The sequence below is a fragment of the Streptomyces sp. NPDC059201 genome (genome assembly GCF_042754585.1).
In the GTDB taxonomy this organism is placed as follows: Bacteria; Actinomycetota; Actinomycetes; order Streptomycetales; family Streptomycetaceae; genus Streptomyces.
This window is the reverse complement of record NZ_JBHZBB010000008.1, coordinates 318,025-342,421: the sequence shown is the minus strand read 5'-3', so window position 1 is coordinate 342,421 and position 24,397 is coordinate 318,025. Positions and strand designations below refer to the sequence as shown.

Annotated in this window: 22 protein-coding genes; 12 read left to right on the top strand and 10 right to left on the bottom strand. The window is 72.2% G+C overall.

Annotated elements, in window-relative coordinates; all coding sequences use genetic code 11:
* Nucleotides 1-69: 69 nt before the first annotated feature.
* Nucleotides 70-4,482 carry a polarized growth protein Scy gene (gene scy, locus ACFXMG_RS25935; protein WP_384119941.1) on the bottom strand — a complete coding sequence of 1,471 codons (4,413 nt, stop codon included), beginning with the start codon at nt 4,480-4,482 and terminating at the stop codon, nt 70-72.
* 211 nt (nt 4,483-4,693) lie between these two features.
* On the bottom strand, nt 4,694-5,146 hold the full coding sequence (mce, locus tag ACFXMG_RS25930) for a methylmalonyl-CoA epimerase (protein WP_376600603.1): 453 nt from the start codon (nt 5,144-5,146) through the stop codon (nt 4,694-4,696).
* A gap of 137 nt (nt 5,147-5,283) precedes the next feature.
* Between mce and ACFXMG_RS25925 the strand changes: the two genes are divergently transcribed.
* A complete protein-coding gene (locus ACFXMG_RS25925) occupies nt 5,284-6,486 on the top strand; it encodes an acetyl-CoA C-acetyltransferase (protein ID WP_383828425.1) in 1,203 nt (400 codons plus the stop codon).
* A gap of 40 nt (nt 6,487-6,526) precedes the next feature.
* On the top strand, nt 6,527-7,483 hold the full coding sequence (gene meaB, locus ACFXMG_RS25920) for a methylmalonyl Co-A mutase-associated GTPase MeaB (protein ID WP_383828427.1): 957 nt from the start codon (nt 6,527-6,529) through the stop codon (nt 7,481-7,483).
* 287 nt (nt 7,484-7,770) lie between these two features.
* Here meaB and ACFXMG_RS25915 read toward each other — a convergent pair whose 3' ends face one another.
* The 4 genes from ACFXMG_RS25915 to ACFXMG_RS25900 form a co-directional block, all read right to left on the bottom strand.
* A complete protein-coding gene (locus ACFXMG_RS25915) occupies nt 7,771-8,247 on the bottom strand; it encodes a MarR family winged helix-turn-helix transcriptional regulator (protein WP_383828429.1) in 477 nt (158 codons plus the stop codon).
* 122 nt (nt 8,248-8,369) lie between these two features.
* The gene (locus tag ACFXMG_RS25910) at nt 8,370-9,173 is read right to left on the bottom strand and encodes an AIM24 family protein (RefSeq protein WP_383828431.1); all 804 of its coding nucleotides are present in this window, start codon (nt 9,171-9,173) and stop codon (nt 8,370-8,372) included.
* Nucleotides 9,170-9,820: an AIM24 family protein gene (locus ACFXMG_RS25905; RefSeq protein WP_383828433.1), complete on the bottom strand. Its 651-nt coding sequence runs from the start codon at nt 9,818-9,820 to the stop codon at nt 9,170-9,172. The genes ACFXMG_RS25910 and ACFXMG_RS25905 overlap by 4 nt, the downstream gene beginning before the upstream one ends.
* Nucleotides 9,820-10,458, bottom strand: a complete 639-nt coding sequence (locus tag ACFXMG_RS25900; protein ID WP_383828435.1) for an AIM24 family protein — start codon at nt 10,456-10,458, stop codon at nt 9,820-9,822. The genes ACFXMG_RS25905 and ACFXMG_RS25900 overlap by 1 nt, the downstream gene beginning before the upstream one ends.
* A 137-nt stretch (nt 10,459-10,595) precedes the next feature.
* Between ACFXMG_RS25900 and ACFXMG_RS25895 the strand changes: the two genes are divergently transcribed.
* Together ACFXMG_RS25895 and ACFXMG_RS25890 are read left to right on the top strand one after the other, a co-directional pair.
* Nucleotides 10,596-10,949, top strand: a complete 354-nt coding sequence (locus ACFXMG_RS25895) for a DUF3817 domain-containing protein (RefSeq protein WP_383828437.1) — start codon at nt 10,596-10,598, stop codon at nt 10,947-10,949.
* Nucleotides 10,946-11,239: an MTH1187 family thiamine-binding protein gene (locus tag ACFXMG_RS25890; RefSeq protein ID WP_383828439.1), complete on the top strand. Its 294-nt coding sequence runs from the start codon at nt 10,946-10,948 to the stop codon at nt 11,237-11,239. The genes ACFXMG_RS25895 and ACFXMG_RS25890 overlap by 4 nt, the downstream gene beginning before the upstream one ends.
* Before the next feature lie 275 nt (nt 11,240-11,514).
* Here the strand turns inward: ACFXMG_RS25890 and ACFXMG_RS25885 are convergent, their stop codons facing one another.
* Nucleotides 11,515-11,685, bottom strand: coding sequence for a hypothetical protein (locus ACFXMG_RS25885; RefSeq protein ID WP_383828441.1), 171 nt, complete (start codon nt 11,683-11,685; stop codon nt 11,515-11,517).
* Nucleotides 11,686-11,770: 85 nt separating this feature from the next.
* The gene (locus ACFXMG_RS25880) at nt 11,771-12,496 is read right to left on the bottom strand and encodes a GntR family transcriptional regulator (RefSeq protein ID WP_383828443.1); all 726 of its coding nucleotides are present in this window, start codon (nt 12,494-12,496) and stop codon (nt 11,771-11,773) included.
* Between the two features lie 87 nt (nt 12,497-12,583).
* Here ACFXMG_RS25880 and ACFXMG_RS25875 point away from each other — a divergent pair, with 87 nt between their 5' ends.
* The 4 genes from ACFXMG_RS25875 to ACFXMG_RS25860 all read left to right on the top strand — a co-directional run bounded on the left by ACFXMG_RS25875 (nt 12,584) and on the right by ACFXMG_RS25860 (nt 18,271).
* On the top strand, nt 12,584-13,396 hold the full coding sequence (locus tag ACFXMG_RS25875; protein WP_383828445.1) for a class I SAM-dependent methyltransferase: 813 nt from the start codon (nt 12,584-12,586) through the stop codon (nt 13,394-13,396).
* A 260-nt stretch (nt 13,397-13,656) separates the two neighbouring features.
* Entirely contained in the window at nt 13,657-14,334 is a 678-nt protein-coding gene (locus ACFXMG_RS25870) for a TetR/AcrR family transcriptional regulator (protein ID WP_383828447.1), read from the top strand.
* 91 nt (nt 14,335-14,425) lie between these two features.
* Nucleotides 14,426-16,264, top strand: a complete 1,839-nt coding sequence (locus ACFXMG_RS25865; protein WP_383828449.1) for a glycosyltransferase family 2 protein — start codon at nt 14,426-14,428, stop codon at nt 16,262-16,264.
* 3 nt (nt 16,265-16,267) lie between these two features.
* Nucleotides 16,268-18,271 (top strand): galactose oxidase-like domain-containing protein, encoded by a 2,004-nt coding sequence (locus ACFXMG_RS25860; protein WP_383828451.1) that lies wholly within the window; start codon nt 16,268-16,270, stop codon nt 18,269-18,271.
* A 6-nt stretch (nt 18,272-18,277) separates the two neighbouring features.
* Here ACFXMG_RS25860 and ACFXMG_RS25855 read toward each other — a convergent pair whose 3' ends face one another.
* Nucleotides 18,278-19,303 (bottom strand): glycoside hydrolase family 6 protein, encoded by a 1,026-nt coding sequence (locus ACFXMG_RS25855; RefSeq protein ID WP_383828453.1) that lies wholly within the window; start codon nt 19,301-19,303, stop codon nt 18,278-18,280.
* Nucleotides 19,304-19,392: 89 nt separating this feature from the next.
* A complete protein-coding gene (locus ACFXMG_RS25850; protein WP_383828455.1) occupies nt 19,393-20,388 on the bottom strand; it encodes a DUF5937 family protein in 996 nt (331 codons plus the stop codon).
* A gap of 81 nt (nt 20,389-20,469) precedes the next feature.
* Between ACFXMG_RS25850 and ACFXMG_RS25845 the strand changes: the two genes are divergently transcribed.
* The 4 genes from ACFXMG_RS25845 (at nt 20,470) to ACFXMG_RS25830 (ending at nt 24,386) form a co-directional block, all read left to right on the top strand.
* Nucleotides 20,470-21,717, top strand: coding sequence for an MFS transporter (locus ACFXMG_RS25845; protein WP_383828457.1), 1,248 nt, complete (start codon nt 20,470-20,472; stop codon nt 21,715-21,717).
* Nucleotides 21,718-21,726: 9 nt separating this feature from the next.
* The gene (locus ACFXMG_RS25840; protein WP_383828459.1) at nt 21,727-22,236 is read left to right on the top strand and encodes a MarR family winged helix-turn-helix transcriptional regulator; all 510 of its coding nucleotides are present in this window, start codon (nt 21,727-21,729) and stop codon (nt 22,234-22,236) included.
* 44 nt (nt 22,237-22,280) lie between these two features.
* A complete protein-coding gene (locus ACFXMG_RS25835; RefSeq protein ID WP_383828461.1) occupies nt 22,281-22,613 on the top strand; it encodes a DUF3817 domain-containing protein in 333 nt (110 codons plus the stop codon).
* A 72-nt stretch (nt 22,614-22,685) separates the two neighbouring features.
* Nucleotides 22,686-24,386 (top strand): methylmalonyl-CoA mutase, encoded by a 1,701-nt coding sequence (locus ACFXMG_RS25830; RefSeq protein WP_383828463.1) that lies wholly within the window; start codon nt 22,686-22,688, stop codon nt 24,384-24,386.
* Nucleotides 24,387-24,397 lie beyond the last annotated feature (11 nt).

Below are 24,397 nucleotides of genomic sequence, written 5' to 3'. Positions count from 1 at the left end.
AGGGGCCGAAGCGGCGTGTCATCGAGCGTATGCCCGTTTGATCTGGAGAATGTCCAGCCTTTTGAGTGGCTAGCCGTCCTGGGACTTGCCACTCGAACGAGTGGAACCCGAGGAAGCGCCCGCCTTGAGTCCGTCCTTCGTCCCCGCCGACGGAGTCTCGAAAGACTCCAACGCCTCCAGCACGTCCTGGACACGGGAGATCTCGGCATTGATGTCGGTACGACGCCGGGTCAGGACCTCCAGCTCGCGCCGGCCCTCGTCGACCAGCCGCTCCGCCTCGGCCTCCGCCTCCGCCTTGATCCGCTCGGCCTCGGTCACCAGCGAACTCTTCTTCTGCTCGGCCTCCTTGAGGAGCGCCTCGGCCTTCCGGACGGCGGCGATCCGGACCTTGCTCGCCTCCGAACTCGCCTCCGAGACCATCTCCCTGGCCTTCTCCTCGGCCTCGACGCGCTGCTCCTCGGCGGCCTTCACCAGCTTGTCGACGCGCTCGCCGGCCGTCTTCATCTGCTCGGCCGACTCGCGCCGCGCCCGCTCGTGCAGCTCCTCGATCTCGCCCTCGATCCGGCCGCGCAGCTCCTCCGCCCGCTCCCTTATGTCGGTCGCGTCCTTCCGCGCCCCGACCAGGAGCTCGTCCGCGTCGGTCCGCGCCTTCTCCACCAGCGCGTTGCCGTCCACGGTCGCCTCGGCGACGATCCGGTCGGCCTCCTTGCGGGCCGCGCCGACCATCGTGTCCGCCTGCGTCTCCGCCTCGGTGGTGGCGCGCAGCGCCTCCTCCTGGGCCTTGCCGATCAGCTGGTCCGCCTGCTCGGCCGCGTCCGCGCGCTTCTTCGCGCCGGCGTCGCGGGCCTCGTCCAGGGTCCGGTCGGCCTCCGCGCGGGCCTCCGAGCGCATCTGCTCGGCCGCGGCCTCCGCCCGCTCCTCGACCCGCGCCGACTCCGTACGGATCCGCTCGGCGTCCTGACGGGCCGTCTCCAGGTCCGCCGCGCCCTCGGCGCGCAGCCGCTCGGCCTCGCCGGCCGCGTCCGCGAGGGTCCGCTCCGCCTCGGTCCGGGCGTCGGCGGTCACCGACTCGGCCAGCTCGATCGCCTCGTCGGTGATCCGGCCGGACTCCGTGGTCGCCTCGCCCACCAGGGCGTCGGCCTGCTCGGCCGCGTCCTGGCGCCGCTTGTCGGCGGCCTGGCGGGCCTCGTCCAGGATCTGCTCGGCGTCGGCCAGGGCCGCCGTCCGCAGCGCCTGGGCGTGCGCCTCGCCGTCCGTCTTGACCTGCTCCGCCTCGGTCCGCAGCCGGGCCGCGTCCCGCTCGGTCGTCTCCCGCAGCTCGGCCGACTCGGCCGCGATCCGCCCCGCCTCCGAGGTCGCCTCGCCGACCAGACTGTCCGCCTGCTCCGCCGCGTCCTGACGCCGCTTGTCGGCGGCCTTCCGGGCCTCGTCGAGGACCTGCTCGGCCTCGGTCGCGATCCGCCCGGCCTCCGTCGTGGCTTCGCCGATGAGGGTGTCGGCTTGTTCGGCGGCGTCCTGGCGGCGCTTGTCGGCGGCCTGGCGGGCTTCGTCGAGGACGTGCTCGGCTTCGGTGGCGATGCGTTCGGCTTCGGTGGTGGCTTCGCCGATGAGGGTGTCGGCCTGTTCCGCCGCGTCCTGGCGGCGCTTGTCGGCGGCCTGGCGGGCCTCGTCGAGGACCTGTTCGGCCTCGGTGGCGATCCGGCCGGCTTCCGTGTTCGCCTCGCCGACGACGCCCTCGGCCTTCTCGGCCGCCTCCGAACGGATCCGGTTGGCGTCGTTGCGGGCGTCGGCCCGGGTGCGGGACGCGTCCTGCTCGGCCGACGCCAGCGCGTCCGTCGCCTCGGTGCGCACCCGCTGCGCGTACTCGGCGGTGTCCGTACGGAGCTTCTCCGCCTCCGCGATCGCGTCCCCGACCGTCCGCTCGGCCAGCGCCTTCGCCGCCTCGGACTCCTCCTGGGCACGCGCCCGCGTGCGGGTCGCGTCCTCCGAGGCCCGCTCCCGCTCCTCGTACGCGTCGGTGCGGACCCGGTCCGCCTCCTCCTGCGCCTCGGTGCGCGTCCGCTCCGCCGCGTGCTCCGCGGCCGAGCGCAGCCCGGCGATCTCCTCCTCGGCCTGCTCGCGCAGCCCCGCGACCGAGTCGCGGACCTCCTGCGCGGCTCGCGAGGCGGCGCCGACCATCTCGGTCGCCCGCGCGTCCGCCTCCTCGACCAGGCGCTGCGCCTCGGCCTGCGCCTCCTCCACCCGCTTGCGGGCGGCGGCCAGCAGCTCCTCGGACTGCTCGCGGGCGTGCTCCCGCTCGCGGCCGGCCTCGGACCGCGCCGACTCCAGCGTCTCCTCGGCCTCCCGGCGGCGCCGGACGGCCTCCTCCTGCGCGGCGGCCAGCGCCTCGGCGGCCTCGGCGGCGACCCGCTCGGCGGCGGCCGCGGCCTCGGCGCGCACCCGGCCGGCGGTCTCCTGGGCCTCCGACCGCAGCCGCTCGGCCTCGGTCTCCGCCTCGGAGGTGAGCCGCTGCGCGGTGGACTCGGCCTCCGCGCGGGCCGTGGAGGCGTCCGACGCGGCCTCGGTCCGCAGCCGCTCGGCCTCGGTCTCGGCCTGCTCCCGCAGCGTCCGGATCCGCTCGGCGCCCTCGGCCCGCAGCCGCTCGGTCTCCTCGGCGGCCTCGCGCCGGATCCGCTCGCCCTCGGCACGCGCGTCGGTCAGCTCCTGACCGGCCGCGGCCACCTTCGCCTCGGCGTCGGTGTGCAGCCGGGTCAGCTCCTCCGCGGCCTCGGCCCGGCGGGCCTCGGCGGCCCGCTCGGCATCCGCGCGCAGCCCGTCGGCAGCCTTCTCGGCGGCCTCACGTACCGACTCGGCCTGCTCCTCGGACTCGGCCCGCAGCCGCTCGGCCTCGGCGCGGGTCCGCTCCAGGGTCTCCTCGGCCTGGGTCCGGAGCGTCTGGGCGCGCTCCATCGCCTCCGACTTGACCTTCTCGCTCTCCGCGCCCGCGTTGCTGCGCAGCTCGTCGGCGTCGGCCTTCGCCTTGGCCAGCAGCTCCTCGGCGGTCTTCGCCGCCTCCTCGATCTGCTGGACGGCCTCGCGGCGGGCCTCGCCGCGGATCCGCTCGCCCTCGGCGACGGCCTCGGCGCGCAGCTGCTCGGCCTCGCCGCGCAGCCGCCGGGCCTCCTCCTGGAGCTCGACCGTCTTGGCCCGGTACTCCTTGGTGTCGTCCTTCGCCGAACCGAGCAGCTCGTCGGCCTGCTCCTCGGCGCGGGCCCGCAGCCGGTCGGCCTCGGTCTCGGCCTCGCGGCGGACCCGCTCGGCCTCCTCGGACGCCTTGCGGGTGGTCTCGGCGGCCTCCTCGGACGCCTTGCTGAGGACCTCCTCGGCGCTGCGGGCGGCCTTCGCGAGCGCGGCGGCGGAGTCCTCGGCCGCCGAGGTGCGGGCCTTCTCGGTGGCCTCCGCGACCAGCTTCTCGGAGCGGGCGGTCGCCTCGCGCAGCTGCTCCTCGGCCTCGGCCTTGAGCGCCTCCGCCTTCTCGGTGGCCTCGCCGACCAGCCGGGCGATCTCCGACTTGGCGGTACGGGTGCGCTGCTCGTTGACGGAGTCGGCGGAGGCCAGCGTCTTCGCGGCGGCCTCCTTGGCCTCCGCGAGGGCCTTGTCGGCCTCGGCGCGGGCCTGCCGCAGCTTCTCGTCGGCCTCCTGGATCCGCTGCTCGGCGGCGCGGGAGAGCTCGGTGGCCTGGCGGCGGGCCTGGTCGGTCTCGGCGACGGCGGTGGTACGCAGCTGCTCGGCGTGGCCGGTGGCCTCCTGGGCCTGCGTGGAGGCGGCCGTCATCAGCCGCTCGGCGTCCTTGCGGGCGCGCAGCAGAATCGCTTCGGCCTCGGCGCGGGCGGCCTCGGCCTCGGCGCCGACGCGGCGGCCGGTCTCCTCGGAGACGCGGGTGGCCTCGGTGCGGGCGGCGGTGAGCGACTGCTCGGCCTCGGCGCGGGCCTCGTCCATCAGGCGGCGGGCCTGGGACTCGGTGCGGGCGCGCAGCTGCTCGGCCCAGGCCACGTTCTCGTTGACGTGCGCCTCGACGGTCTGGCGGCGCTCGTTCAGCTCCTGGTCGAGCTGCTGGCGGCGCTGGACGGCCTCGTTGTGCAGCTCGGCCTGGAGCCGGGCCTGGTGCTCGGCGTGTTCCTGGAGGATCCGCTGGGTCTGCGCCCGGGCCTCGCGCAGCTCGCGCTCGGCGTCCTGGCGGAGCTGCTCGGCCTGCGCCTGCGCGTTCCGCAGCAGCTGTTCGGCCTGGTAGCCGATGTCCGCGCTGTCGTAGGCGGGACGGGACGCGATGGTGCGCCGCGCCTCGTGGAGCTTGGCACGCAAGACCTCGACCTGGTAACCGAGGTCCTCGGCGTGCTGGACGGCCTTCTCGCGTTCCTTCTTCAGCCGGTCCATCTCGGCTTCGAACCGCGAGAGATGGTCGTCTTCAGCTCGGTGGCTCTCCTGGCGTTCGTAGCCCCGCACTGCGCGGTCCATCCTTCCCCGAGCTCTGCGAGCAGGGGAGACCCCAACCTGGTCGCAACATTCCGACGAGACCGTTCACCCGACAGAACGGCCCCCCGGGGAATCGTGGCAGATCGGACGACCCCGACATCCCGACTACGGCGCCGCGCGAAGCGGCCCCGACCGGCCCCGGCCCGGAGTCGCCCACTCTACCGGGCCGGGAATACGGAGGTCAGTGCTCCGCTGAGGAGTGGTCAGCGGAAGGCCGCGCGGAGGTGACGAGTTCGGTCAGGACGCCGTGGCAGTCCTTGGGGTGGAGGAAGGTGATCCGGGAGCCCATGGAGCCGGTCCGGGGCTCGTCGTAGAGGACCCGGACGCCCTTGCCGCGGATGGCCTCGGCGTCACCGTCGACGTCCGCCGTGCCGAAGGCGATGTGGTGGACGCCCTCGCCGTTCTTGGCCAGCCACTTGCCGACCGCGGAGTCCTCGCGGGTGGGCTCCAGGAGCTGGAGGTAGGAGGCGCCGCCGTCGTCGGTGGCGTTGATCCGGAGCATGGCCTCGCGGACGCCCTGCTCCTCGTTGACCTCGGAGTGGTAGACCTCGAAGCCGTACGTGGCACGGTAGAACTCGACGGTCCTGTCCAGGTCGAAGCAGGCGATCCCGATGTGGTCGATACGCGTCAGCATGGCTCCAGTGCACCGCCGCCGGGATGGTTACGCAACGTGCGCGCCGTCACACCGGCAGGCCGGTGACCTCGCGCCGCACCGCTCAGTACATTGGCGGTAAACCCTCGTTCACTCCTCATCCCAAGGGGCCGTGCCTCATGTCTGGAACGACCGGTACCACCTCAGTGATCGTCGCGGGCGCCCGCACGCCCATGGGTCGCCTGCTCGGCTCGCTCAAGTCCTTCTCCGGCGCCGACCTGGGCGGTTTCGCCATCAAGGCCGCCCTGGACCGGGCCGGGATCGGCGGCGACCAGGTGCAGTACGTGATCATGGGCCAGGTGCTCCAGGCGGGCGCCGGGCAGATCCCCGCCCGCCAGGCCGCCGTCAAGGCCGGCATCCCGATGCACGTCCCCGCCCTCACCATCAACAAGGTCTGTCTGTCGGGCCTGGACGCCATCGCGCTGGCCGACCAGCTGATCCGCGCCGGTGAGTTCGACATCGTGGTCGCCGGCGGCCAGGAGTCGATGACCAACGCCCCGCACCTGCTGCCGAAGTCCCGCGAGGGCTTCAAGTACGGCGCGATCGAGATGCTCGACGCGATGGCGTACGACGGTCTGACCGACGCCTTCGAGTCCATCGCGATGGGCGAGTCGACCGAGAAGCACAACACCCGCCTCGGCATCCAGCGCCCCGAGCAGGACGAGATCGCCGCGCTGTCGCACCAGCGCGCCGCCGCCGCACAGAAGAACGGCATCTTCGAGGCCGAGATCACCCCGATCGAGATCCCGCAGCGCAAGGGCGACCCGGTGATCTTCGCCAAGGACGAGGGCGTCCGCGCCGAGACCACCGTCGAGTCCCTCGGCAAGCTCCGTCCCGCCTTTGCCAAGGACGGCACCATCACCGCCGGCACCTCCTCGCAGATCTCCGACGGCGCCGCCGCCGTCGTCGTGATGAGCAAGGCCAAGGCGGAGGAGCTGGGCCTGGAGTGGATCGCCGAGATCGGCGCCCACGGCAACGTGGCCGGCCCGGACAACTCGCTCCAGTCGCAGCCGTCCAACGCCATCCAGCACGCCCTCAAGAAGGACGGACTGACCGTCGACGACCTCGATCTGATCGAGATCAACGAGGCGTTCGCCGCGGTCGCCGTACAGTCCATGAAGGACCTCGGCGTTTCCCCGGAAAAGGTGAACGTCAACGGCGGCGCCATCGCGCTCGGCCACCCGATCGGCATGTCCGGCGCCCGCGTGGTGCTCCACCTCGCGCTGGAGCTGAAGCGGCGGGGCGGCGGCGTCGGCGCGGCGGCGCTGTGCGGTGGCGGCGGTCAGGGCGACGCCCTGATCATCCGCGTCGCCGGCAAGTAAGCCCCAGCAGGAGCCCGCAGGAGAACCAGGAGAACGCAGCATGGTGGACGTCCCCGAACTGGTCGCCCAGGCACGGGAGGGCCGGCCGCGGGCCGTGGCCCGGCTGATCTCGCTCGTGGAGGGGGCGTCCCCGCAGCTGCGCGAGGTGATGGCGGCGCTGGCCCCGCTCACCGGCAACGCCTACGTGGTGGGCCTGACCGGTTCGCCGGGCGTCGGCAAGTCCACGTCGACCTCGGCGCTGGTGACCGCGTACCGCAGGGCCGGGAAGCGGGTCGGCGTGCTCGCCGTCGACCCGTCCTCGCCGTTCAGCGGCGGCGCGCTCCTCGGCGACCGGGTGCGGATGTCGGAGCACGCCTCCGACCCGGGCGTCTACATCCGCTCGATGGCCACCCGCGGGCACCTGGGCGGGCTCGCCTGGTCCGCCCCGCAGGCCATCCGCGTCCTCGACGCGGCCGGCTGCGACGTGATCCTGGTGGAGACCGTCGGCGTCGGGCAGTCCGAGGTGGAGATCGCCGGGCAGGCCGACACGTCGGTGGTGCTGCTCGCGCCGGGCATGGGCGATGGGATCCAGGCCGCGAAGGCGGGCATCCTGGAGATCGGCGACGTGTACGTGGTCAACAAGGCGGACCGGGACGGCGCCGACGCCACCGCCCGCGAGCTGAACCACATGCTGGGCCTCGGCGAGGCGCGCGGGCCCGGCGACTGGCGGCCGCCGATCGTGAAGACGGTCGCGGCGCGCGGCGAGGGCGTCGACGAGGTCGTGGAGGCCCTGGAGAAGCACCGGGCCTGGATGGAGGAGCACGGGGTCCTGGCGGAGCGCAGGAAGGCCCGGGCGGCCCGCGAGGTGGAGACCATCACCATCACGGCGCTGCGCGAGCGGATCGGCGATCTGCACGGGGACCGGCGGCTCGACGCGCTGGCCGAGCGCATCACGACCGGCGCGCTCGACCCGTACGCAGCCTCCGACGAACTCCTGGCAAGCCTGACCGGCAACTGAGCCTGTCCGGCGACCGGGTTGGCGGTGAGCGTGTCCGGCAACTGAGCCGGCGGCGAGCCTGGCCGGCGACCGGGCCGGCAACTGAGCCTGTCCGACGCCCGGGCGGGCAGTGAGCCTGACCGGCAACCGAGCTGACGACGAGGCTGCCCGGCGACCGGGTCGGCGGCGAGTCTGACCGGCAACTGAGCCGGCGGTGAGCCGCCCGGCGATCGGGCCGGTAGTGACGGGAAAGGGCCTCCCCGCTTGGCGGGGAGGCCCTTTCCCGTACACCGGGCACATCTGTCAGGTCACGGCTTGCCGCGCTTGCCGCGCAGCCGCTCGGCGACCGGCTTCAGCGACTCGTGGAGGTCGCCGAGCGCCTCCGGGGTGATCCGGTCGATGAAGTGGTCGCGGACGGACTCCACGTGGTGCGGGGCGACCTTGCGCATGGTCTCCATGCCCTGGTCGGTGAGGACCGCGTAGAGGCCGCGCCGGTCGGACTCGCAGTTGACCCGCTCGACCAGCCCGGCGTTCTCCATGCGGGTGATCTGGTGCGAGAGGCGGCTCTTGGACTGGAGCGTGGCGGTCGCGAGGTCGCTCATGCGGAGCCGGCGCTCGGCGGACTCCGAGAGGTTGACGAGGATCTCGTAGTCGTTCATCGTCAGACCGAAGGGCTGGAGGTCGCGCTCCAGCTGGTGCGTCAGCATTCTCTGGACGTCGAGGAAGGTGCGCCACGCGCACTGCTCGGCGTCGGTGAGCCAGGGGATGGCCGTCTCGGTGTCCATGAGTGGATTCTACCTAAGAAGTTGAATACTTGACGAAATCTGCGGGGTGACGCTCGGCACCCGCCGGGCCGGCCGCACGCCCCGCGCGGCCGTTCGACGCGTCACGCTCCGCAGACTACCGCTCACAGCCCGAAGCGCCGCTGCAAGTCCCCGAGCTGGCCGGGAAGGCGCGGTACCGCACCCTGCGCCGCCTGGCCGGAACCATGCGATCCGTGCGAGCCGTGCGCCCCGTGCCCGCCCGGGACCCCCGCCTGGGCCGGCGGCCCGCCGATGTCCCGCTCCGCCATCAGCAGCTCCGTCGACTGGAGCAGCACCGTGCCCGCGCCGACGAACTCGAACTGGTGCTCCTCGCCGGAGGAGCCGCCGATGCCGGTCAGGGCCCGTACGCCGCCCATCACGCCCGTCAGGTACCCGTGGTCGTAATGGTGGCAGGGGGAGGGGCAGTCCGCCCAGCCGACCAGCGCCTGCGGGTCCACCCGCAGCGGCGGCTCCATGAAGACCACGGGCCCGTTCGACGCCGCCACGAACTTGCCCGTGCCGATCAGCGTCACGAAGCCCGGCACGATCGACTGCTTCAGCGCCAGCGTCGGCTGGTAGGCCAGCAGGTTCCCGGAGCGGATCGTCAGATTGCCCTGGTCGAGGTCGTACGCGTTCACGTCGAAGGCCCGGTCCGCGAGCAGCATCTTGCCCTGGCCCTCGGCCACCACCCAGTCGCTCGCGTGCAGCGGCGAGTGGAAGGCGGTCCGCACCAGCCGGTCGAGCCGCCCGTGCCCGATGCCGTTGAACTCGATCCGCCCGTAGTAGGCGATCATCTTGCCCTTCTGAAGGAACCACTGGGAGCCCTTGAGCTCCACGCAGAAGGTGTACGCGTTGACGTTGTCGTCCGACGGCAGGGTGTGCGGATCGTGGATGACAGGGGTGCTCACAGCTTCTCCTCCGACGCCTGGACGTACACCGCACCGCTGCCGCTCAGCTCCAGCTGGAACGCCTCGCCGGAGCCTCGGCCCACCATGTCCCGCCAGCCCAGCGCGGTCGAGAGCTTGTTGCGGACGTCGCCGTGGTGGGCCACGTACGCCTGCGGGTCGACGTGGACGGGGCGGCCCGGGGTGATCGGCAGTTCGATGACCCCGCCGTGCGCCATGACCGCGACCGAGCCGTGGCCCTTGAGGGTCGTGGTGAACAGGCCCTGGCCGGTCACCTGGCCGCGGACCAGGCCCATGACCCCGCCCTGCGAGCCCATGAACATCGTGCCCTGCTCCAGGGTGCCGTCGAAGGCGAGCAGCCGGTCCGCCTCCACGTAGAGGGTGTCGCCGGTCAGCGCGATCACCTGGATGTGGTGGCCGCCGTGCCCGAACATCACCGTGCCGTTGCCCTCGACGCTCATCAGCGGCGTCGCCTCGCCGGCCACCCGGCGGCCGATCATCGACATCAGGCCGCCCTGGCCGCCCGCGATGTTCGGCGTGAACGTGACGTCCCCGCGGTACGCGAGCATGGCGCCGCGCTGGCTGTAGAGCCGCTGCCCGGGGATCACCGTCGCCTCGATCATCTTCGAGTTCAGTTCTCGGAACGCCATCACACGTCACCCCCGACGGTGTTCCGCTCACTCGGCTGCACGTACACGAGCCCGTCGCCCTCGAAGCGGATCTGGAACGCCTCGCCGCCGCCCTCGCCGAGCAGGGTGCGGAAGGTCACACCCGACTGGAAGTGCTGCTGGAGGTTGCCCTGGTGGGCGACGTACGCGCCGGGGTCGACCGACAGCGGGTACTGCGGGGTCACCCGGAGCACCGTCGCCGGGCCGTCGGACATGATCGCCGCCTGCCCGGTGCCCTCCACCGTGGTGGTGAAGAGGCCGTTGCCGGACGCGCCGCCGCGCAGACCGGTGAAGGTGGTGCCGGTGCGCAGCCCCGCGTCGGCGCAGAGCAGGTTGCTCGCCTCCACCCACAGCTTCTCGCCGTGCAGGTGGACGAGGTTGATCTCGGAGGCCCGGTCGGCGAACCAGCAGGTCCCCTGGCCCTTGACCTCCATCACCTCCATCTGTTCGCCCGTCAGCCGGCGGGTGACCATGCCGCGCAGGCCCTCCCCGCCGCCGCTCATCTTCTTGAACGCCATCTGCCCGTCGTAGGCGACCATCGAGCCGTTCTTCGCCTTGACGGCGTCGCCGGTCATCGTCACGGCGAGCACCCTGCTGCCCTGGAGTCGGAACGTAGCCACGGGCTGAAGGTAGCGGGGACCCGGATAAAGAGACTGCAAAGTCGGCGTGCACAATGGATTCCGCCCACCCTTGTGCATCCGTTCACAAGATCGTGTCCGGCAGCTCGCACATCGGCTCGAACGAAGGTGACCCCTCCGTGGACCTCAAGACCGCTTCCTCGCTCCACCGCCTCCGGCTCGTCTCCGCGCCCGAGGCCGTCTCGTTCCTGCTCCTGCTGGTCTGCTCGGTGCTCAAGCGGACCACGGACTTCAACGCGGTGCCGGTGATGGGTGCCGTCCACGGTGTGCTCTTCGTCCTCTACGTGCTCTTCTGGCTGGACGCCTGGAACCGCACCAAGTGGAGCTTCGGCACCGCCGCCGTCTACTTCCTCCTCTCGGTCGTGCCCTTCGGCGGCTTCTTCGCCGACCGCAAGCTGAAGCGCGAGGCCGAGGCCGCCGTCATCGCCTCCCGCGCCCGCGCCGAGGCCGGCGAGAGCGCGGTGAAGGCGTGATCGTCGCGTTCTCGGTCACCCCGCTCGGCGTGGGGGAGGAGGTCGGCGCGTACGTCGCCGACGCCGTTCGCGTGGTCCGCGAGTCCGGCCTGCCGAACCGCACCGACGCCATGTTCACGTCCATCGAGGGGGAGTGGGACGAGGTCATGGACGTCGTGAAGCGAGCCGTCGCCGCCGTCGAGGCCCGCGCCCCCCGCGTCTCCGTCGTCCTCAAGGCCGACATCCGCCCCGGCGTCACCGACGGCCTCACCGCCAAGATCGACACAGTCGAACGCCACCTCGCCCCCTGACCCCACCCACCCCGAAGCCCCTGGCCCTTGGCCGGGGGCTTCTTGGTGTGGGGTGGAGGCGTCGCCGCGCGTGCCGTGTGCGGGGCGGATGTTCTCGGCGGACGTCGTCCACTCGACGCCTGACGTGGGCCGGATGTAGGCGACTCGGACGACGCGGCCGTTGTCGTGGATCTCTTGGAGCACGGCGGTCAACTCCCCTTCGCCGCGCGAGGCGACATCGCGGACCAGGGTGTTCAGCAGGGGGTGCTGTTCGTATCCGTCGGTGCCGGCGGCGGTCACGTGTCCGCCGCCTGATCGCGGGTGGCGTCGAGGCGGCGCATGAACCGCTCCCAGCCGTCCGCCGCGCGGAGGCGCAGGGCGCGGCTCGGAGAGCCGGGGTGGGACTCCGCGCGTGTGAGGGGGCGGTGGGGGGTGGGTTTCGGGTGCTGTGGGCCGGGCGTGGACATGGATGGTCACTCCTCTCGGCGCGACGGGCCGCACTCCGCGTGCGCGCTCCGCCGAAACCCAGACTGGACCGGTGGACCGGTCCAGTCAATCGGTCTGTCCCATCGGGTAGTTGTCCGTCCGCTCCCAGACTCCTTCCGCTGTCACCCCTTCTTCGCAGACCAGGGGCCTGTCTGTGACGTCGTAGGCCGTGTGCAGCACCACCGCCACGGCGCACGGTCGTTTCACCCGAAGGTGTTCCGCTTCGGCGCTGGTGGCCAGGCGGACCGTCGTGATGTCCGTGCCCCGTGCGGGGGCGCGACCGGTCGTGCGCCGGATGTAGTGGGTGGTTCCCTCGGCGATCGGTCCCCCTTGGTGGAGGCGAGGGCAGGAATCCGCGACGTCCGGGGGAAACCATGCCGTCGTGTACGAGTGCGGCCTGTCCTCCAGCAGGGTCAATCGCACGCGGTGCAGCGCTCGGGCGCCACTCTCCAGCCCCAGGGCTTCGGCGATGTGGGAGGGCGGGATCAGCATCTCCGGGACACCGAGACGCCTGAACGGCATCCCGCCCTGGACGCGGCTGGTCCCGGCCCCGCGCCCACCGGCCGGCCGGGCCACGGGTGTCTCCACCACGGAGAAGCCGCGCCCCTGATGGGGTGTGACCAGACCGTCGGCGCGCAGTACCTCCATGGCCTTGATCGCGGTGGCCCGCGAGACGCCCCACTGCTCGCACAGATCGCGGCTGGACGGCAGGAGGGAGCCCGGCGGGAACTCGTCGTCCGCGATGCGGCGGCGCAGGCTTTCGGTGATCTGCTCGTACTTCAGGAGAGGCATGTACGTTCCTCGGCGTAGGAGATGACCGGTTGACCGGTCAGGCTAAGGGGGTGTGACCACGCCTGGCCAGCAGTCACAATCGCATCCATGCGCACACCCCCTGTAGCTCCCGAGGTCATCGCTTTCTACAGCGAGACCATCAACGAGTCCGAGCGACTGAGCAGCAGCGCCGACGGAGTGCTGGAGATGGTCCGCACGCGGGAACTGCTGCGGCGCCACCTGCCGCCCGCGCCCGCCCGGATCATCGACATCGGCGGCGGCCCGGGCGTGCACGCCCGATGGCTGATCGAGGACGGGTACGCGGTCGATCTCGTCGATCCCGTGCCGCGCCACGTCGAGGAGGCGGCGGCATCGGGCGTCCGGGCCGAACTCGGCGACGCCCGCGCGCTGGACGCGGCCGACGCCTCGTACGACGTGGGTCTCGTCCTCGGCCCGCTGTACCACCTGCTCGACCGCGAGGACCGGCTTCGCGCGCTGCGCGAGGCGGCCCGGGTCGTCCGCCCGGGCGGCATCGTCGCGGCCGCGGCCATCGGCCGCTACGCCTCGGTCTTCGAGCACGTGGCCACCACCCTGCTCACCGTCGACCGGGTGCGCGAGGCTGTGGCCGACATCCTGGTGACGGGCGTGCACGCCCCCGGCCGCAAGGGCTTCACCAGCTCGTACTTCCACACGGGGGAGGGGCTGGCCGCGGAGATGGGAGAGGCCGGTCTGACGGATTCCGTGGTGTATGGGATCGAAGGACCGGTGTGGTCGGCCCTCAAGGCCACCGAGCAGTACACCAAGGAAAGCCTGATCGACTCGCCCATGTTCCAGGCGGCGCTCACCGCCGCCCGCCTCGCGGAACCGCATCCGGACCTCCTCGCGGCGAGCTCGCACATGCTCGCGGTCGCGCGCGTGTAGCGCCGGGTGGGAGGAGGGGGGTGGGTGGGTGGCTGCGACCGGGGGCTTCTTGGTGTGGGGTGGGGCTTTGAGGGAGTGATCTCTATCGGTTAACGTCCTCCTTGAGCAGTTGCTCAAGACGGGGGACGGCCGTGGGGGACCATGGCGCGTTCCCCTTTTCCGGCCGTTGCCGGTACCGGTGTCTCCGCGGGGGAGCGCCACCGGTGCCGGCGGCGGCCGGAGGTGCGCCGGGGTGGGATCCGTACGCGGGAGGGGCGGGCGTGGGGCGGGAAGCGAAGGCGCCGGGGGTGCGGGACGCCAAGGGGCGGGAGACCCGCGAGAAGCTGCTCGACGGAGCCCTGCGCTCGCTCGTCGAGCACGGGATCGCCGGGACCTCGGCCCGGTCCGTCGCGGCCGCCGCGGGGGTCAACCAGGCCCTCGTCTTCTATCACTTCGGCTCCGTCGACGAGCTGCTCGCCGCCGCCTGCCGGCGCGGCGCCGAACAGCGGGTGGCCCGCCACCGCGACCGGCTCCGGGCCGCCACCAGCCTGAACGAGCTGCTCGCCTTCGGGCGCCTGATGCACGACGAGGAGCGGGACGCCGGGCACGTCGCCGTCCTCGCCCAGCTGCTGGCCGGCGCCCAGTCCCACCCCCGGCTCGCCCCCGCCACCGCCGCCGGGCTCGACCTGTGGATCGAGGAGATCGAGGGGGTGCTCCGGCGGGTCCTCGCCGGCACCCCGCTGGAGGGCTTCACCGACCCGGCCGGGCTGGCCCGGGCCGTCGCCGCCTCCTTCGTCGGGCTCGAACTCTACGAGGGCGTCGACCCCGAGGGCGCCGACGCGGCCCTCACCGCGCTGGAGCAGCTCGGGGCCCTGCTCGCCGCCGTCGAGGAGCTGAACCCGGTGGCGCGGAAGGCGGTCACGTACACGCTGCGTCGATCGGGTGGACGCGGGCGCTAGAACACCCTCACTCGGAGTACTCCAGTCGACACGCCGGACGAAGTCCCTTTTCGTGGGGATATCGACCCGATCGACGACAGCTGGAGGCACCGTGCGGCCGGGAGGCTACGACTACGACACCTACAGCCGACTCGCCGGTCCCCTCACGGAACCGGACACGGCGACCTACGAGGTGCGGTACACGAGTCTGCTCTCGAAGGAGCCGCACCGAATACGAGCCGTCCTCCTCATGGCCCTCGCACCGCTGCTCTCCGCGGTGCTGCTGGCCTACCTGGTCTGGCCCAGCCACTGGACCGTCCGCGAGGGCGACGACTCCTGGCGGGTGCCGTACGACACCGTGATGCTCGTGTCGATCGGCCTCATCTGCCTCTTCATGCTGGTGAACGTCTCCTCGATCGCCCACGCCACCATGGTCGCCCGCGACCCCGTGCCGGTGTACCCCGAGAAGGGCACCCGGGTCGCGTTCCTCACCACCTACGTGCCCGGCAAGGAACCCCTCACCATGGTCCGCGCGACCCTGGAGGCCGCCGTCCGCATGCGGCACGAGGGCACCCTGCACGTGTGGCTCCTCGACGAGGGCGACAGCGACGAGGCCAAGGCCCTCTGCGCCGAACTCGGCGTCCGCCACTTCACCCGCGCCGGCGTCCCCGAGTGGAACCGCGCCAAGGGCCCGCACAAGGCGAAGACCAAGCACGGCAACTACAACGCCTGGCTCGCCATGCACGGCGACGCCTACGACTGCTTCGCCTCGGTCGACACCGACCACGTCCCGCTCCCCAACTTCCTTGAGCGGATGCTTGGTTACTTCCGCGACCCCGACGTCGCCTTCGTCGTCGGCCCGCAGGTCTACGGCAACTACACCGGAGCCGTCACCAAGGCCGCCGAGTCCCAGCAGTTCCTCTTCCACGCCCTCATCCAGCGCGCCGGGAACCGCTACCGCGCCCCCATGTTCGTCGGCACCAACAACGTCGTCCGGATATCCGCCCTCAAGCAGATCGGCGGCCTGTACGACTCCATCACCGAGGACATGGCCACCGGCTTCGAGCTGCACCGCCGCCGGAACCCGGCCACCGGCCGCCGCTGGCGCTCCGTCTACACCCCCGACGTCCTCGCCGTCGGCGAGGGACCGGAGTCCTGGACCGACTTCTTCACCCAGCAGCTCCGCTGGTCCCGCGGCACCTACGAGACGGTCATCAAGCAGTTCTGGAAGGCGCCGTTCTCCATGCCGCCCGGCCGCCTCCTCAACTACACGCTCATGCTCGTCTACTACCCCATGACGGCCGTCAACTGGCTCCTCGGCATCCTCAGTTGCGTCCTCTACCTGTGGCTCGGCGCCTCCGGCACCCAGGTCTCCTCCCAGGTCTGGCTCATGATCTACAGCGATGCCGTCGCCCTCCAGATCGGCCTCTACCTCTGGAACCGCCGCCACAACGTCTCCCCGCACGAGCCCGAAGGCTCCGGCGGCCTCGCCGGCATGGTGATGTCCGCGCTCTCCGCGCCCATCTACCTCAGGTCCCTCGCCTCCGCGCTGCTGCGCACCCGCGGCCGCTTCGTCGTCACCCCCAAGGGCGGCGCCGCCAGCCCCGACCGGCTCCTCACCTTCCGCATCCACCTCTACTGGGCGGCCGTCCTCGTCGCCTCCCTGGTGGCCTCGGTCCACTTCGACCACACCCACGCGGCCATGCGCACCTGGGCGTTCCTCGCCCTCCTCATCGCGCTCGCCCCGGTCACCGTCTGGTCCTGGACCTCCCTGCGCGACCGGCGCGCCCGCGCCGTCCGCGAACGGGCCCGCGCCCGGACCCGCGACCGCCGGCTCGCCATCGCCCGGAAGGGGATCGAGGTGCGCACCGTACCGCCGCTGCCGCAGTTCCCGCCCCTGCCCCCGCACCCGCCCGCGACCACCGCGCCCACGACGACCGGAGGGAACTGATCCATGGCATACCGGCCGTCCAAGAAGTTCAAGAAGACCCTGCTCGGCAGCGGCGCCGTCCTCGTCCTCGCGGCGCTGAACGCCCCCGCCGCCGTCACCTTCGCCTCGGAGAAGTACCACGCCTACAAGATCGCCCAGCCCGGCTACAAGAAGAGGTACGGCTCCTGGGGCGGCGTCTCCGTCCCCGACGGGACGCGGATCAACGCGATCCACGCCGCCCTCCTGCACACCGGCAAGGTGCTGCTGATCGCCGGCTCCGGCAACAACCAGAAGAACTTCGACGCCGGGACCTTCGACACCGTCCTGTGGGACCCGGTGAAGAACACCTTCAAGAAGATCCCCACCCCCGAGGACTTCTTCTGCGCCGGCCACAGCCAACTGCCCGACGGGCGGCTCCTGGTGGCCGGCGGCACCGCCCGCTACGAGGTCCTGGACGGCGGGGTGAAGAAGGCCGGCGGCGGCATGCGGGTCAAGAACGAGAGCCCCGACAAGGCCGTGACGCTGAAGAAGGGCACCGTCTTCCGCTCCCCGTCCGGGGTCGAGTACGTCACCACCACCGACGTCACCGTCCCCAAGGCGAAGCGCGAGTTCGAGATCTCGTACTTCAAGAGCGGCCAGATGAAGCCGTGGAAGACCAAGGTGACCGCGGCGGAGGCGCGGGTCTTCGTCGAGGCCGTCGAGGAGGGCCCGCAGGGCCTCACCACCGAGGCCGCGCAGTACGAGGTCGTCGGACTGAAGGGGAAGGCCGCCGACGACGTCTACGGCCTCGCCCAGAAGCTCACCACCGAGAAGCAGGACTTCCAGGGCATCAAGGCCGCCTACGAGTTCGACCCCAAGGCGGAGAAGTACATCCCGGTCGCCCCCATGAAGGACGCCCGCTGGTACCCCACCCTGGTCGGCCTGGAGGACGGCAAGGTCCTCGCCGTCTCCGGGCTCAACGACGTCGGCGACGTCGTCCCCGGCGACAACGAGATCTACGACCCGAAGACCAAGAAGTGGACCAAGGGCCCCTTCCGCTACTTCCCCACCTACCCCTCCCTCTTCCTCACCAAGGGCGGCAAGCTCCTCTACACCGGCTCCAACGCCGGCTACGGGCCGGCCGAGAAGGGCCGCGCGCCGGGCCTGTGGGACCTGAAGACCAACACCTTCACCCCCCTGCCCGGCCTCACCGACCCCGACCAGCTGGAGACCTCCGCCTCCCTGATCCTGCCGCCCGCGCAGGCCCAGAAGGTCATGGTCCTCGGCGGCGGCGGGGTCGGCGAGTCCCCCAAGTCCACCGCCCGCACCTCCATCATCGACCTCACCACCGACAGCCCGACCTTCCAGGACGGGCCCTCGCTCCCGCAGGGCACCCGCTACCTCAGCAGCGTCCTGCTCCCCGACGACACCGTCTTCACCACCGGCGGCTCCCGCGACTACCGCGGCCGCAGCGGCAGCGACATCCTCAAGGCGCAGTTCTACGACCCCGCCACCAACGCCTTCGCGGCGGCGGCCGACCCCACCGTCGGCCGCAACTACCACTCGGAGGCGCTGCTGCTGCCCGACGGACGGGTCGCCACCTTCGGCTCCGACCCGCTCTTCGACGACAAGGACAACACCAAGCTCGGCACCTTCGAGCAGCGCATCGAGGTCTTCACCCCGCCCTACCTCCACAAGGCCGGCGACGACCGGCCGGCCCTCGGCGAGGGCCCCCGGGAGCTCGACCGGAACGGCCGCGCCACCTTCAAGACCAAGGACGCCGGCCGGATCGCCAAGGCACGGCTGATGCGGCCCAGCGCGGTCACCCACACCACCGACGTCGAACAGCGCTCGGTGGAACTGGGCCTGACGAAGGGCGAGGACGGTCTCACGGTCACCGTGGACGCCCCCGAGGACCGCACCCTCGTCCCGCCCGGCTGGTACATGCTCTTCGTCACCGACGAGGCCGGCATCCCCTCCGAGGCGAAGTGGGTCCAGGTCATGGGGGAGGACCCGAAGGAGAAGACAGGGACTAACGAGAGCGACTGAGCGGGTTCAGGCGTCGGCGCGGCGGGCCAGGCCCAGCGCGTACTCAGGCCACCAGGTCCCCGCGGCCGGGCCGCCCCGGCACTGCCCGTCCGAGTCCCCGGGACGCTTGATCCACAGGTACGCGTCCACCAGCGCGTCCCCGGTCCGGTCCGTCGGCGGCACGCCGAGCGACCGGCCCGGGGGATTGCACCACGCCTCCGCCCCGTCGCCCGGGAGGGGTCCCGCGCCGTTCCGGCTGGTGTCGACCGTGAAGTGCATCCCGCCGAGCAACCCGGACAGGGTCGCCCCGAAGTCCCGTACCGCCGCCGTCGTCTGGAAGTTCGACACATTGAGCGAGAAGCCGTCCGCGCGGGCGATCCCGGCCCGCCGCAGCGGCTCCACCAGCTTCCCCGGATCGTCGATCCACGCCGGGTTCCCCGCGTCCAGGTAGACCCGGGTCCCCGGCTGCCGCTTCAGCCGCTCGATCGCCTCGGCGAGCAGCGCCGACCGCTCCTGGTGGTACTGCCCCGGCGTGCAGCCGTCCACCATGTGCGGCACCGCGTCCGGCTCCAGGACCACCACCGCGGAGGCGTCCCCGATCGCCGAGGCGAAGGAGTCCACCCACGTCCGGTACGCCTGCCCGTCCCGCGCGCCGCCCGCCGAGTACAGGCCGCAGTCGCGGTGCGGGATGTTGTACGCCACGAAGACCGCCGTCCGGTCCTCGGCCGTCGCCCCGCGCACCGCCCGCCGGATCTCCGGCACCGGGTCGTCCCCGGCCGGCCAGTCCGCGACCGGCTGCTCCGAGATCCGCTTCAGCACCCGGGCGTCGTCGGCGCGGCCCTGCGCCTCGTACTGCTTCACCTGCCGGGCCGCGTCGCTCTCCGGGTCCACCCAGAACGGCGAGCCGCCGGTCGGCGCCGGGGCCTCGCCCTTCGTCGCGGCCGGCGGACCGACGGGGGAGGGCGCGGGCTCGTCGGAGGAGCAGCCGCTCGCGGTCAGCAGCAGCGCGCTGAGGAGGGCGAGCGTGGTGGTGGCGGTGGTGCGGCGGGACATCCGGGCCCTCAGGGTCGGCGGCAAGGGGAGTGCGGGCGTGGGTCCGCCCGCAGGGAAATCGGACAGACCGCGCCATCGTGACATGTCGGTCACCCGGCGTCCGGCTGCGACACCGCGATCCCCAGCGGCGTCCGCTCGTACAGCACCTGGTGGCCGTAACGCCGCGAGGTCAGCAGCCCCGCCTCCCGCAGCACCGACAGATGCGCGGAGACCGACGAGGGCGCCCGGCCGAGGAGATGCGCCAGCGCCGTCGTCCCCATCGGCTCGACGAGGGCGCACAGCACGTCCGCCCGCACCGGCCCGAGGAGCCGCGCGAGCGCCTCGGGCGTGCGCTCCCGCGCCTCCGTCCACAGCCCGCCGATCCCGCGCACCGGATACACCACCGTCGGCTGCCACGGCTCCTCGAAGCCGCTCACCACCTCCGGCCAGATGAACACCGACGGCATCAGCACCAGCCCCTGACCGCCCAGCGCCCGCACGTGCTCCCCGCGATAGCCGCGCACCTGGAGGACGGACGCCTCCGGATCCCAGGAGAACGACGGGTGCAGTTCGCCGAGCAGCCGCTCCAGACCGCCCTCCGCCAGCCGCCGCGAGTGGTACGCGACATCCGCTTCGAGCAGCGCCCGCAGCCGGGGCCACTCGGGCGCGACCAGCGCCTCCCAGGCCGCCCGGAGCAGCTCCGCCAGCCGCTCCACCGCCCCCGCAGGATCGGCGAGCAGCCGCCGCCCCTCCGCGCTCTCCGAGGCCCCCGGCGTGCACGCCAGCGCCCGCGCGAGATCCGGCCCGACCAGAGCCGGATCGATCGCCCGTACGGCCGCGAGCTCGTCCTCGAAGGACGCGGCGGGCCCGAGCGGAGGCGGGTACAGGAAGTCCGGCGAGTGCCCCCGCTCCGGCATCAGCAGCTGGAGCGGCGCCAGCTCCAGCTCCCGCGCGGCCCCGGCGATCCGCCGCAGCCACGGCAGGTGGTACCCCTGCTGCCGGGGCCGCGCCAGCACCCGTACCGCCGACTGCGTCTCCCACAACGGCGACACCGCGAACCGGATCCGCAGCGCGTCGGCCTCCCCGAAGAGCAGGTGATACGGCACGGAGCCCCCTGGGCGAGACGGAAGATTCGGCTGGAGCCGAAAGTCTAGAGGCGGCCGCCTCCCGGCCCGCAGGCTGCCGCCATGTCCCTGACCGACACCCCTCCCACCACACCGCTGCCCGACACCCCACCCCCGCCCGGGTACCTCGCCGTCTTCCGCGTCCGTGAGTTCCGGTGGGTGTTCGGGGCGCATCTGCTCTCCCTCCTCGGGCTCGTCGTCAGCGAGATCGCGCTCACCGTCCTCGTCTACGACCTCACCCGCTCCCCGCTCCTCTCCTCCCTCACCTTCGCCCTCGGCTTCCTCCCCTACCTCCTCGGCGGCACCCTCCTCGCCGGGCTCGCCGACCGGCACCCGCCCCGCCGGGTCCTCGTCGTCTGCGACCTGATCTGCGCCGGAGCCGTCGCGCTCATGGTCCTGCCCGCGACCCCCGTCGCCGGACTCCTCGTCCTGCGCTGCGCCGTCGCCGCCGTCGCCCCCGTCTTCCAGGGGACCCGGATGGCGACCCTCGCCGACATCCTCGGCGAGGGCGACCTCTTCGTCCTCGGCCGCTCGCTCCTGCGGATCGTCTCCCAGTCCGCCCTCCTCGCCGGGTTCGGCGTCGGCGGCGTCCTGCTCACCGTCGTCCCCGCCCGCGGCGCCATCGCCCTCACCGCCGGCACCTTCCTCCTCTCCGCCCTGCTGCTGCGCCTCGGCACCGCCCGCCGCCCCGCCCGCGCCGCCGCCGGGCGCGAAGGGCTCGGCGCCACCTGGTCCCTGCTGCGCGACCGCCGGATCCGCGGCCTGATGCTGCTCTTCTGGGTGCCGCCGCTCTTCGTCGTCGTCCCCGAGGCCCTCGCCGCGCCCTACGCCGACGAGCTCGGCGTCTCCACCGCCGCCCTCGGCCTCCTCATGTGCGCGATGCCGGTCGGCACCATCGCCGGCGAACTCCTCGCCGGCGCCGTCCTGCGCCCCGCCACCCGCGTCCGGCTCGTCGCCCCCCTCCTCCTCGCCGGCTTCCTCCCCTTCCTCCTGTACGCGCTCCGCCCCGGCCCCGCCCTCGCGGCGCTCGCCCTCGTGCTGGCCGGCGCCGCCGGCGCGTACACCCTCGGGCTCGACGCCCGGTTCGTCGCCGCCGTCCCCGAGGAGCGCCGGGGGAGGGCCATGACCCTGATGACGGCGGGCATGATGACCGTCCAGGGCCTCGGCATGGCCGGTGCCGGACTCGTCGCGGAGTTCGTCCCGGTCCACCTCGTCGTCGCCGGGGCGGGCCTGCTGGCGACGCTGATCATCGCCGGACTCCTGGCGACCGAAGGGCGAGACGGGGCTGACCGCCATATGACCAGTCGGTAAGGTCGACGCGTGCCGAAGCCGCTCAGTCTCCCGTTCGATCCCATCGCCCGAGCCGACGAACTCTGGCAGAAGCGCTGGGGTCCGGTCCCCTCGATGGCCGCGATCACCTCGATCATGCGCGCCCACCAGATCCTGCTGGCCGAGGTCGACGCGGTGGTCAAGCCGTACGGGCTGACCTTCGCCCGCTACGAGGCGCTGGTGCTGCTCACCTTCTCCAAGGAGGGCGAGCTGACCATGTCGAAGATCGGCGAGCGGCTGATGGTCCACCCCACCTCGGTGACGAACACGGTGGACCGCCTGGTGCGGTCGGGCCTCGTCGCCAAGCGCCCCAACCCCAACGACGGGCGCGGCACCCTCGCCTCCATCACGGAGAAGGGCCGCGAGGTGGTCGAGGCGGCCACCCGCGACCTGATGGAGATGGAGTTCGGCCTCGGCGCGTACGACTCCGAGGAGTGCGCCGAGATCTTCGCCCTCCTCCGCCCCCTCCGGGTCGCGGCACACGACTTCGACGAGGGCTGACCCCAGCGAAGATCGCCCCGGAACGTGCGGTTACGCTCGACGGCATGAAATCCAGCGTGCTGACCCGCTACCGCGTCATGGCGTACGTGACCGCCGTCATGCTGCTCGTGCTCTGCGGCTGCATGGTCGCCAAGTACGGCTTCGACACCGGCGAGGACCTGACCTTCGCGGTCTCCCAGACCCATGGTGTGCTCTACATCATCTACCTCGTCTTCGCCTTCGACCTGGGCTCCAAGGCCCGCTGGTCGTTCGGCAAGATCGTGTGGCTGCTCCTCTCCGGCACGATCCCCTTCGCCGCCTTCTTCGTCGAGCGCAAGGTCGTCGCCGAGGTGAAGCCGCTGGTCAGCGGCGCGCAGCCGGTGCCCGTACGAGCCTGACACCCACCCCCGTACAAGCGTGCGGGGGTTTGTCATCGACATTTACTAGGACGTCCTAGTAAATTCGAAGGCATGGACGCTGACGCGATCGAGGAAGGCCGCCGTCGCTGGCAGGCCCGTTACGACAAGGCCCGCAAGCGCGAGGCGGACTTCACCACGCTCTCCGGGGACCCGGTCGAGCCGGTCTACGGGCCCCGGCCCGGGGACACCTACGAGGGGTTCAAGCGCATCGGCTGGCCGGGCGAGTACCCCTTCACCCGGGGGCTCCACCCCACCGGCTACCGGGGCCGCACCTGGACCATCCGCCAGTTCGCCGGCTTCGGCAACGCCGAGCAGACCAACGAGCGGTACAAGATGATCCTCGCCGCCGGCGGCGGCGGGCTCTCGGTCGCCTTCGACATGCCCACCCTCATGGGCCGCGACTCCGACGACCCCCGCTCCCTCGGCGAGGTCGGCCACTGCGGCGTCGCCATCGACTCCGCCGCCGACATGGAGGTCCTCTTCAAGGACATCCCGCTCGGCGACGTCACCACGTCGATGACGATCTCCGGCCCCGCCGTCCCCGTCTTCTGCATGTACCTCGTCGCCGCCGAGCGCCAGGGCGTCGACCCCGCCGTCCTCAACGGCACGCTCCAGACCGACATCTTCAAGGAGTACATCGCGCAGAAGGAGTGGCTCTTCCCGCCCGAGCCGCACCTGCGCCTCATCGGCGACCTGATGGAGCACTGCGCGGCCGGCATCCCCGCGTACAAGCCGCTCTCCGTCTCCGGCTACCACATCCGCGAGGCCGGGGCGACGGCCGCGCAGGAGCTGGCGTACACCCTCGCCGACGGCTTCGGCTACGTCGAGCTCGGCCTCTCCCGCGGCCTCGACGTGGACGTCTTCGCCCCCGGCCTCTCCTTCTTCTTCGACGCGCACCTCGACTTCTTCGAGGAGATCGCCAAGTTCCGCGCCGCCCGCCGGATCTGGGCCCGCTGGATGAAGGAGGTGTACGGCGCCGAGACCGACAAGGCGCAGTGGCTCCGCTTCCACACCCAGACCGCCGGTGTCTCGCTCACCGCCCAGCAGCCGTACAACAACGTCGTGCGGACCGCGGTCGAGGCCCTCTCCGCCGTCCTCGGCGGCACCAACTCCCTCCACACCAACGCCCTCGACGAGACCCTCGCGCTCCCCAGCGCGCAGGCCGCCGAGATCGCCCTGCGCACCCAGCAGGTGCTGATGGAGGAGACCGGCGTGGCCAACGTCGCCGACCCGCTGGGCGGCTCCTGGTACGTCGAGCAGCTCACCGACCGCATCGAGGCCGACGCCGAGAAGATCTTCGAGCAGATCAAGGAGCGCGGCCTGCGCGCCCACCCGGACGGCAAGCACCCGATCGGGCCGATCACCTCCGGCATCCTGCGCGGCATCGAGGACGGCTGGTTCACCGGCGAGATCGCCGAGTCCGCCTTCCGCTACCAGCAGTCCCTGGAGAAGGGCGAGAAGCGCGTCGTCGGCGTCAACGTCCACCACGGCTCCGTCACCGGCGACCTGGAGATCCTGCGGGTCAGCCACGAGGTCGAGTGGGAGCAGGTCCGGGTCCTCGGCGAGCGCAAGGGCCGCCGCGACGAGGCGAAGGTCCGCGCCTCCCTCGACGCCATGCTGGCGGCCTCCCGGGACGGCTCCAACATGATCCCGCCGATGCTCGACGCCGTCCGCGCCGAGGCCACCCTCGGCGAGATCTGCGACGTGCTCCGCGAGGAGTGGGGCGTGTACGTGGAGCCCGCGGGCTTCTGATCCCCGCTGGG

Excerpts from the sequence above, each read along its gene's own strand:
- ACFXMG_RS25885 (WP_383828441.1), bottom strand. The coding sequence starts at position 11,685 with ATGTCCACGCCCGGCCCACAGCACCCGAAACCCACCCCCCACCGCCCC.
- ACFXMG_RS25860 (WP_383828451.1), top strand. The coding sequence starts at position 16,268 with ATGGCATACCGGCCGTCCAAGAAGTTCAAGAAGACCCTGCTCGGCAGC.
- ACFXMG_RS25875 (WP_383828445.1), top strand. The coding sequence starts at position 12,584 with ATGCGCACACCCCCTGTAGCTCCCGAGGTCATCGCTTTCTACAGCGAG.
- meaB (WP_383828427.1), top strand. The coding sequence starts at position 6,527 with ATGGTGGACGTCCCCGAACTGGTCGCCCAGGCACGGGAGGGCCGGCCG.
- ACFXMG_RS25835 (WP_383828461.1), top strand. The coding sequence starts at position 22,281 with ATGAAATCCAGCGTGCTGACCCGCTACCGCGTCATGGCGTACGTGACC.
- ACFXMG_RS25845 (WP_383828457.1), top strand. The coding sequence starts at position 20,470 with ATGTCCCTGACCGACACCCCTCCCACCACACCGCTGCCCGACACCCCA.
- ACFXMG_RS25830 (WP_383828463.1), top strand. The coding sequence starts at position 22,686 with ATGGACGCTGACGCGATCGAGGAAGGCCGCCGTCGCTGGCAGGCCCGT.
- ACFXMG_RS25915 (WP_383828429.1), bottom strand. The coding sequence starts at position 8,247 with ATGGACACCGAGACGGCCATCCCCTGGCTCACCGACGCCGAGCAGTGC.
- ACFXMG_RS25880 (WP_383828443.1), bottom strand. The coding sequence starts at position 12,496 with ATGCCTCTCCTGAAGTACGAGCAGATCACCGAAAGCCTGCGCCGCCGC.
- ACFXMG_RS25855 (WP_383828453.1), bottom strand. The coding sequence starts at position 19,303 with ATGTCCCGCCGCACCACCGCCACCACCACGCTCGCCCTCCTCAGCGCG.
- ACFXMG_RS25905 (WP_383828433.1), bottom strand. The coding sequence starts at position 9,820 with ATGGCGTTCCGAGAACTGAACTCGAAGATGATCGAGGCGACGGTGATC.
- mce (WP_376600603.1), bottom strand. The coding sequence starts at position 5,146 with ATGCTGACGCGTATCGACCACATCGGGATCGCCTGCTTCGACCTGGAC.
- ACFXMG_RS25925 (WP_383828425.1), top strand. The coding sequence starts at position 5,284 with ATGTCTGGAACGACCGGTACCACCTCAGTGATCGTCGCGGGCGCCCGC.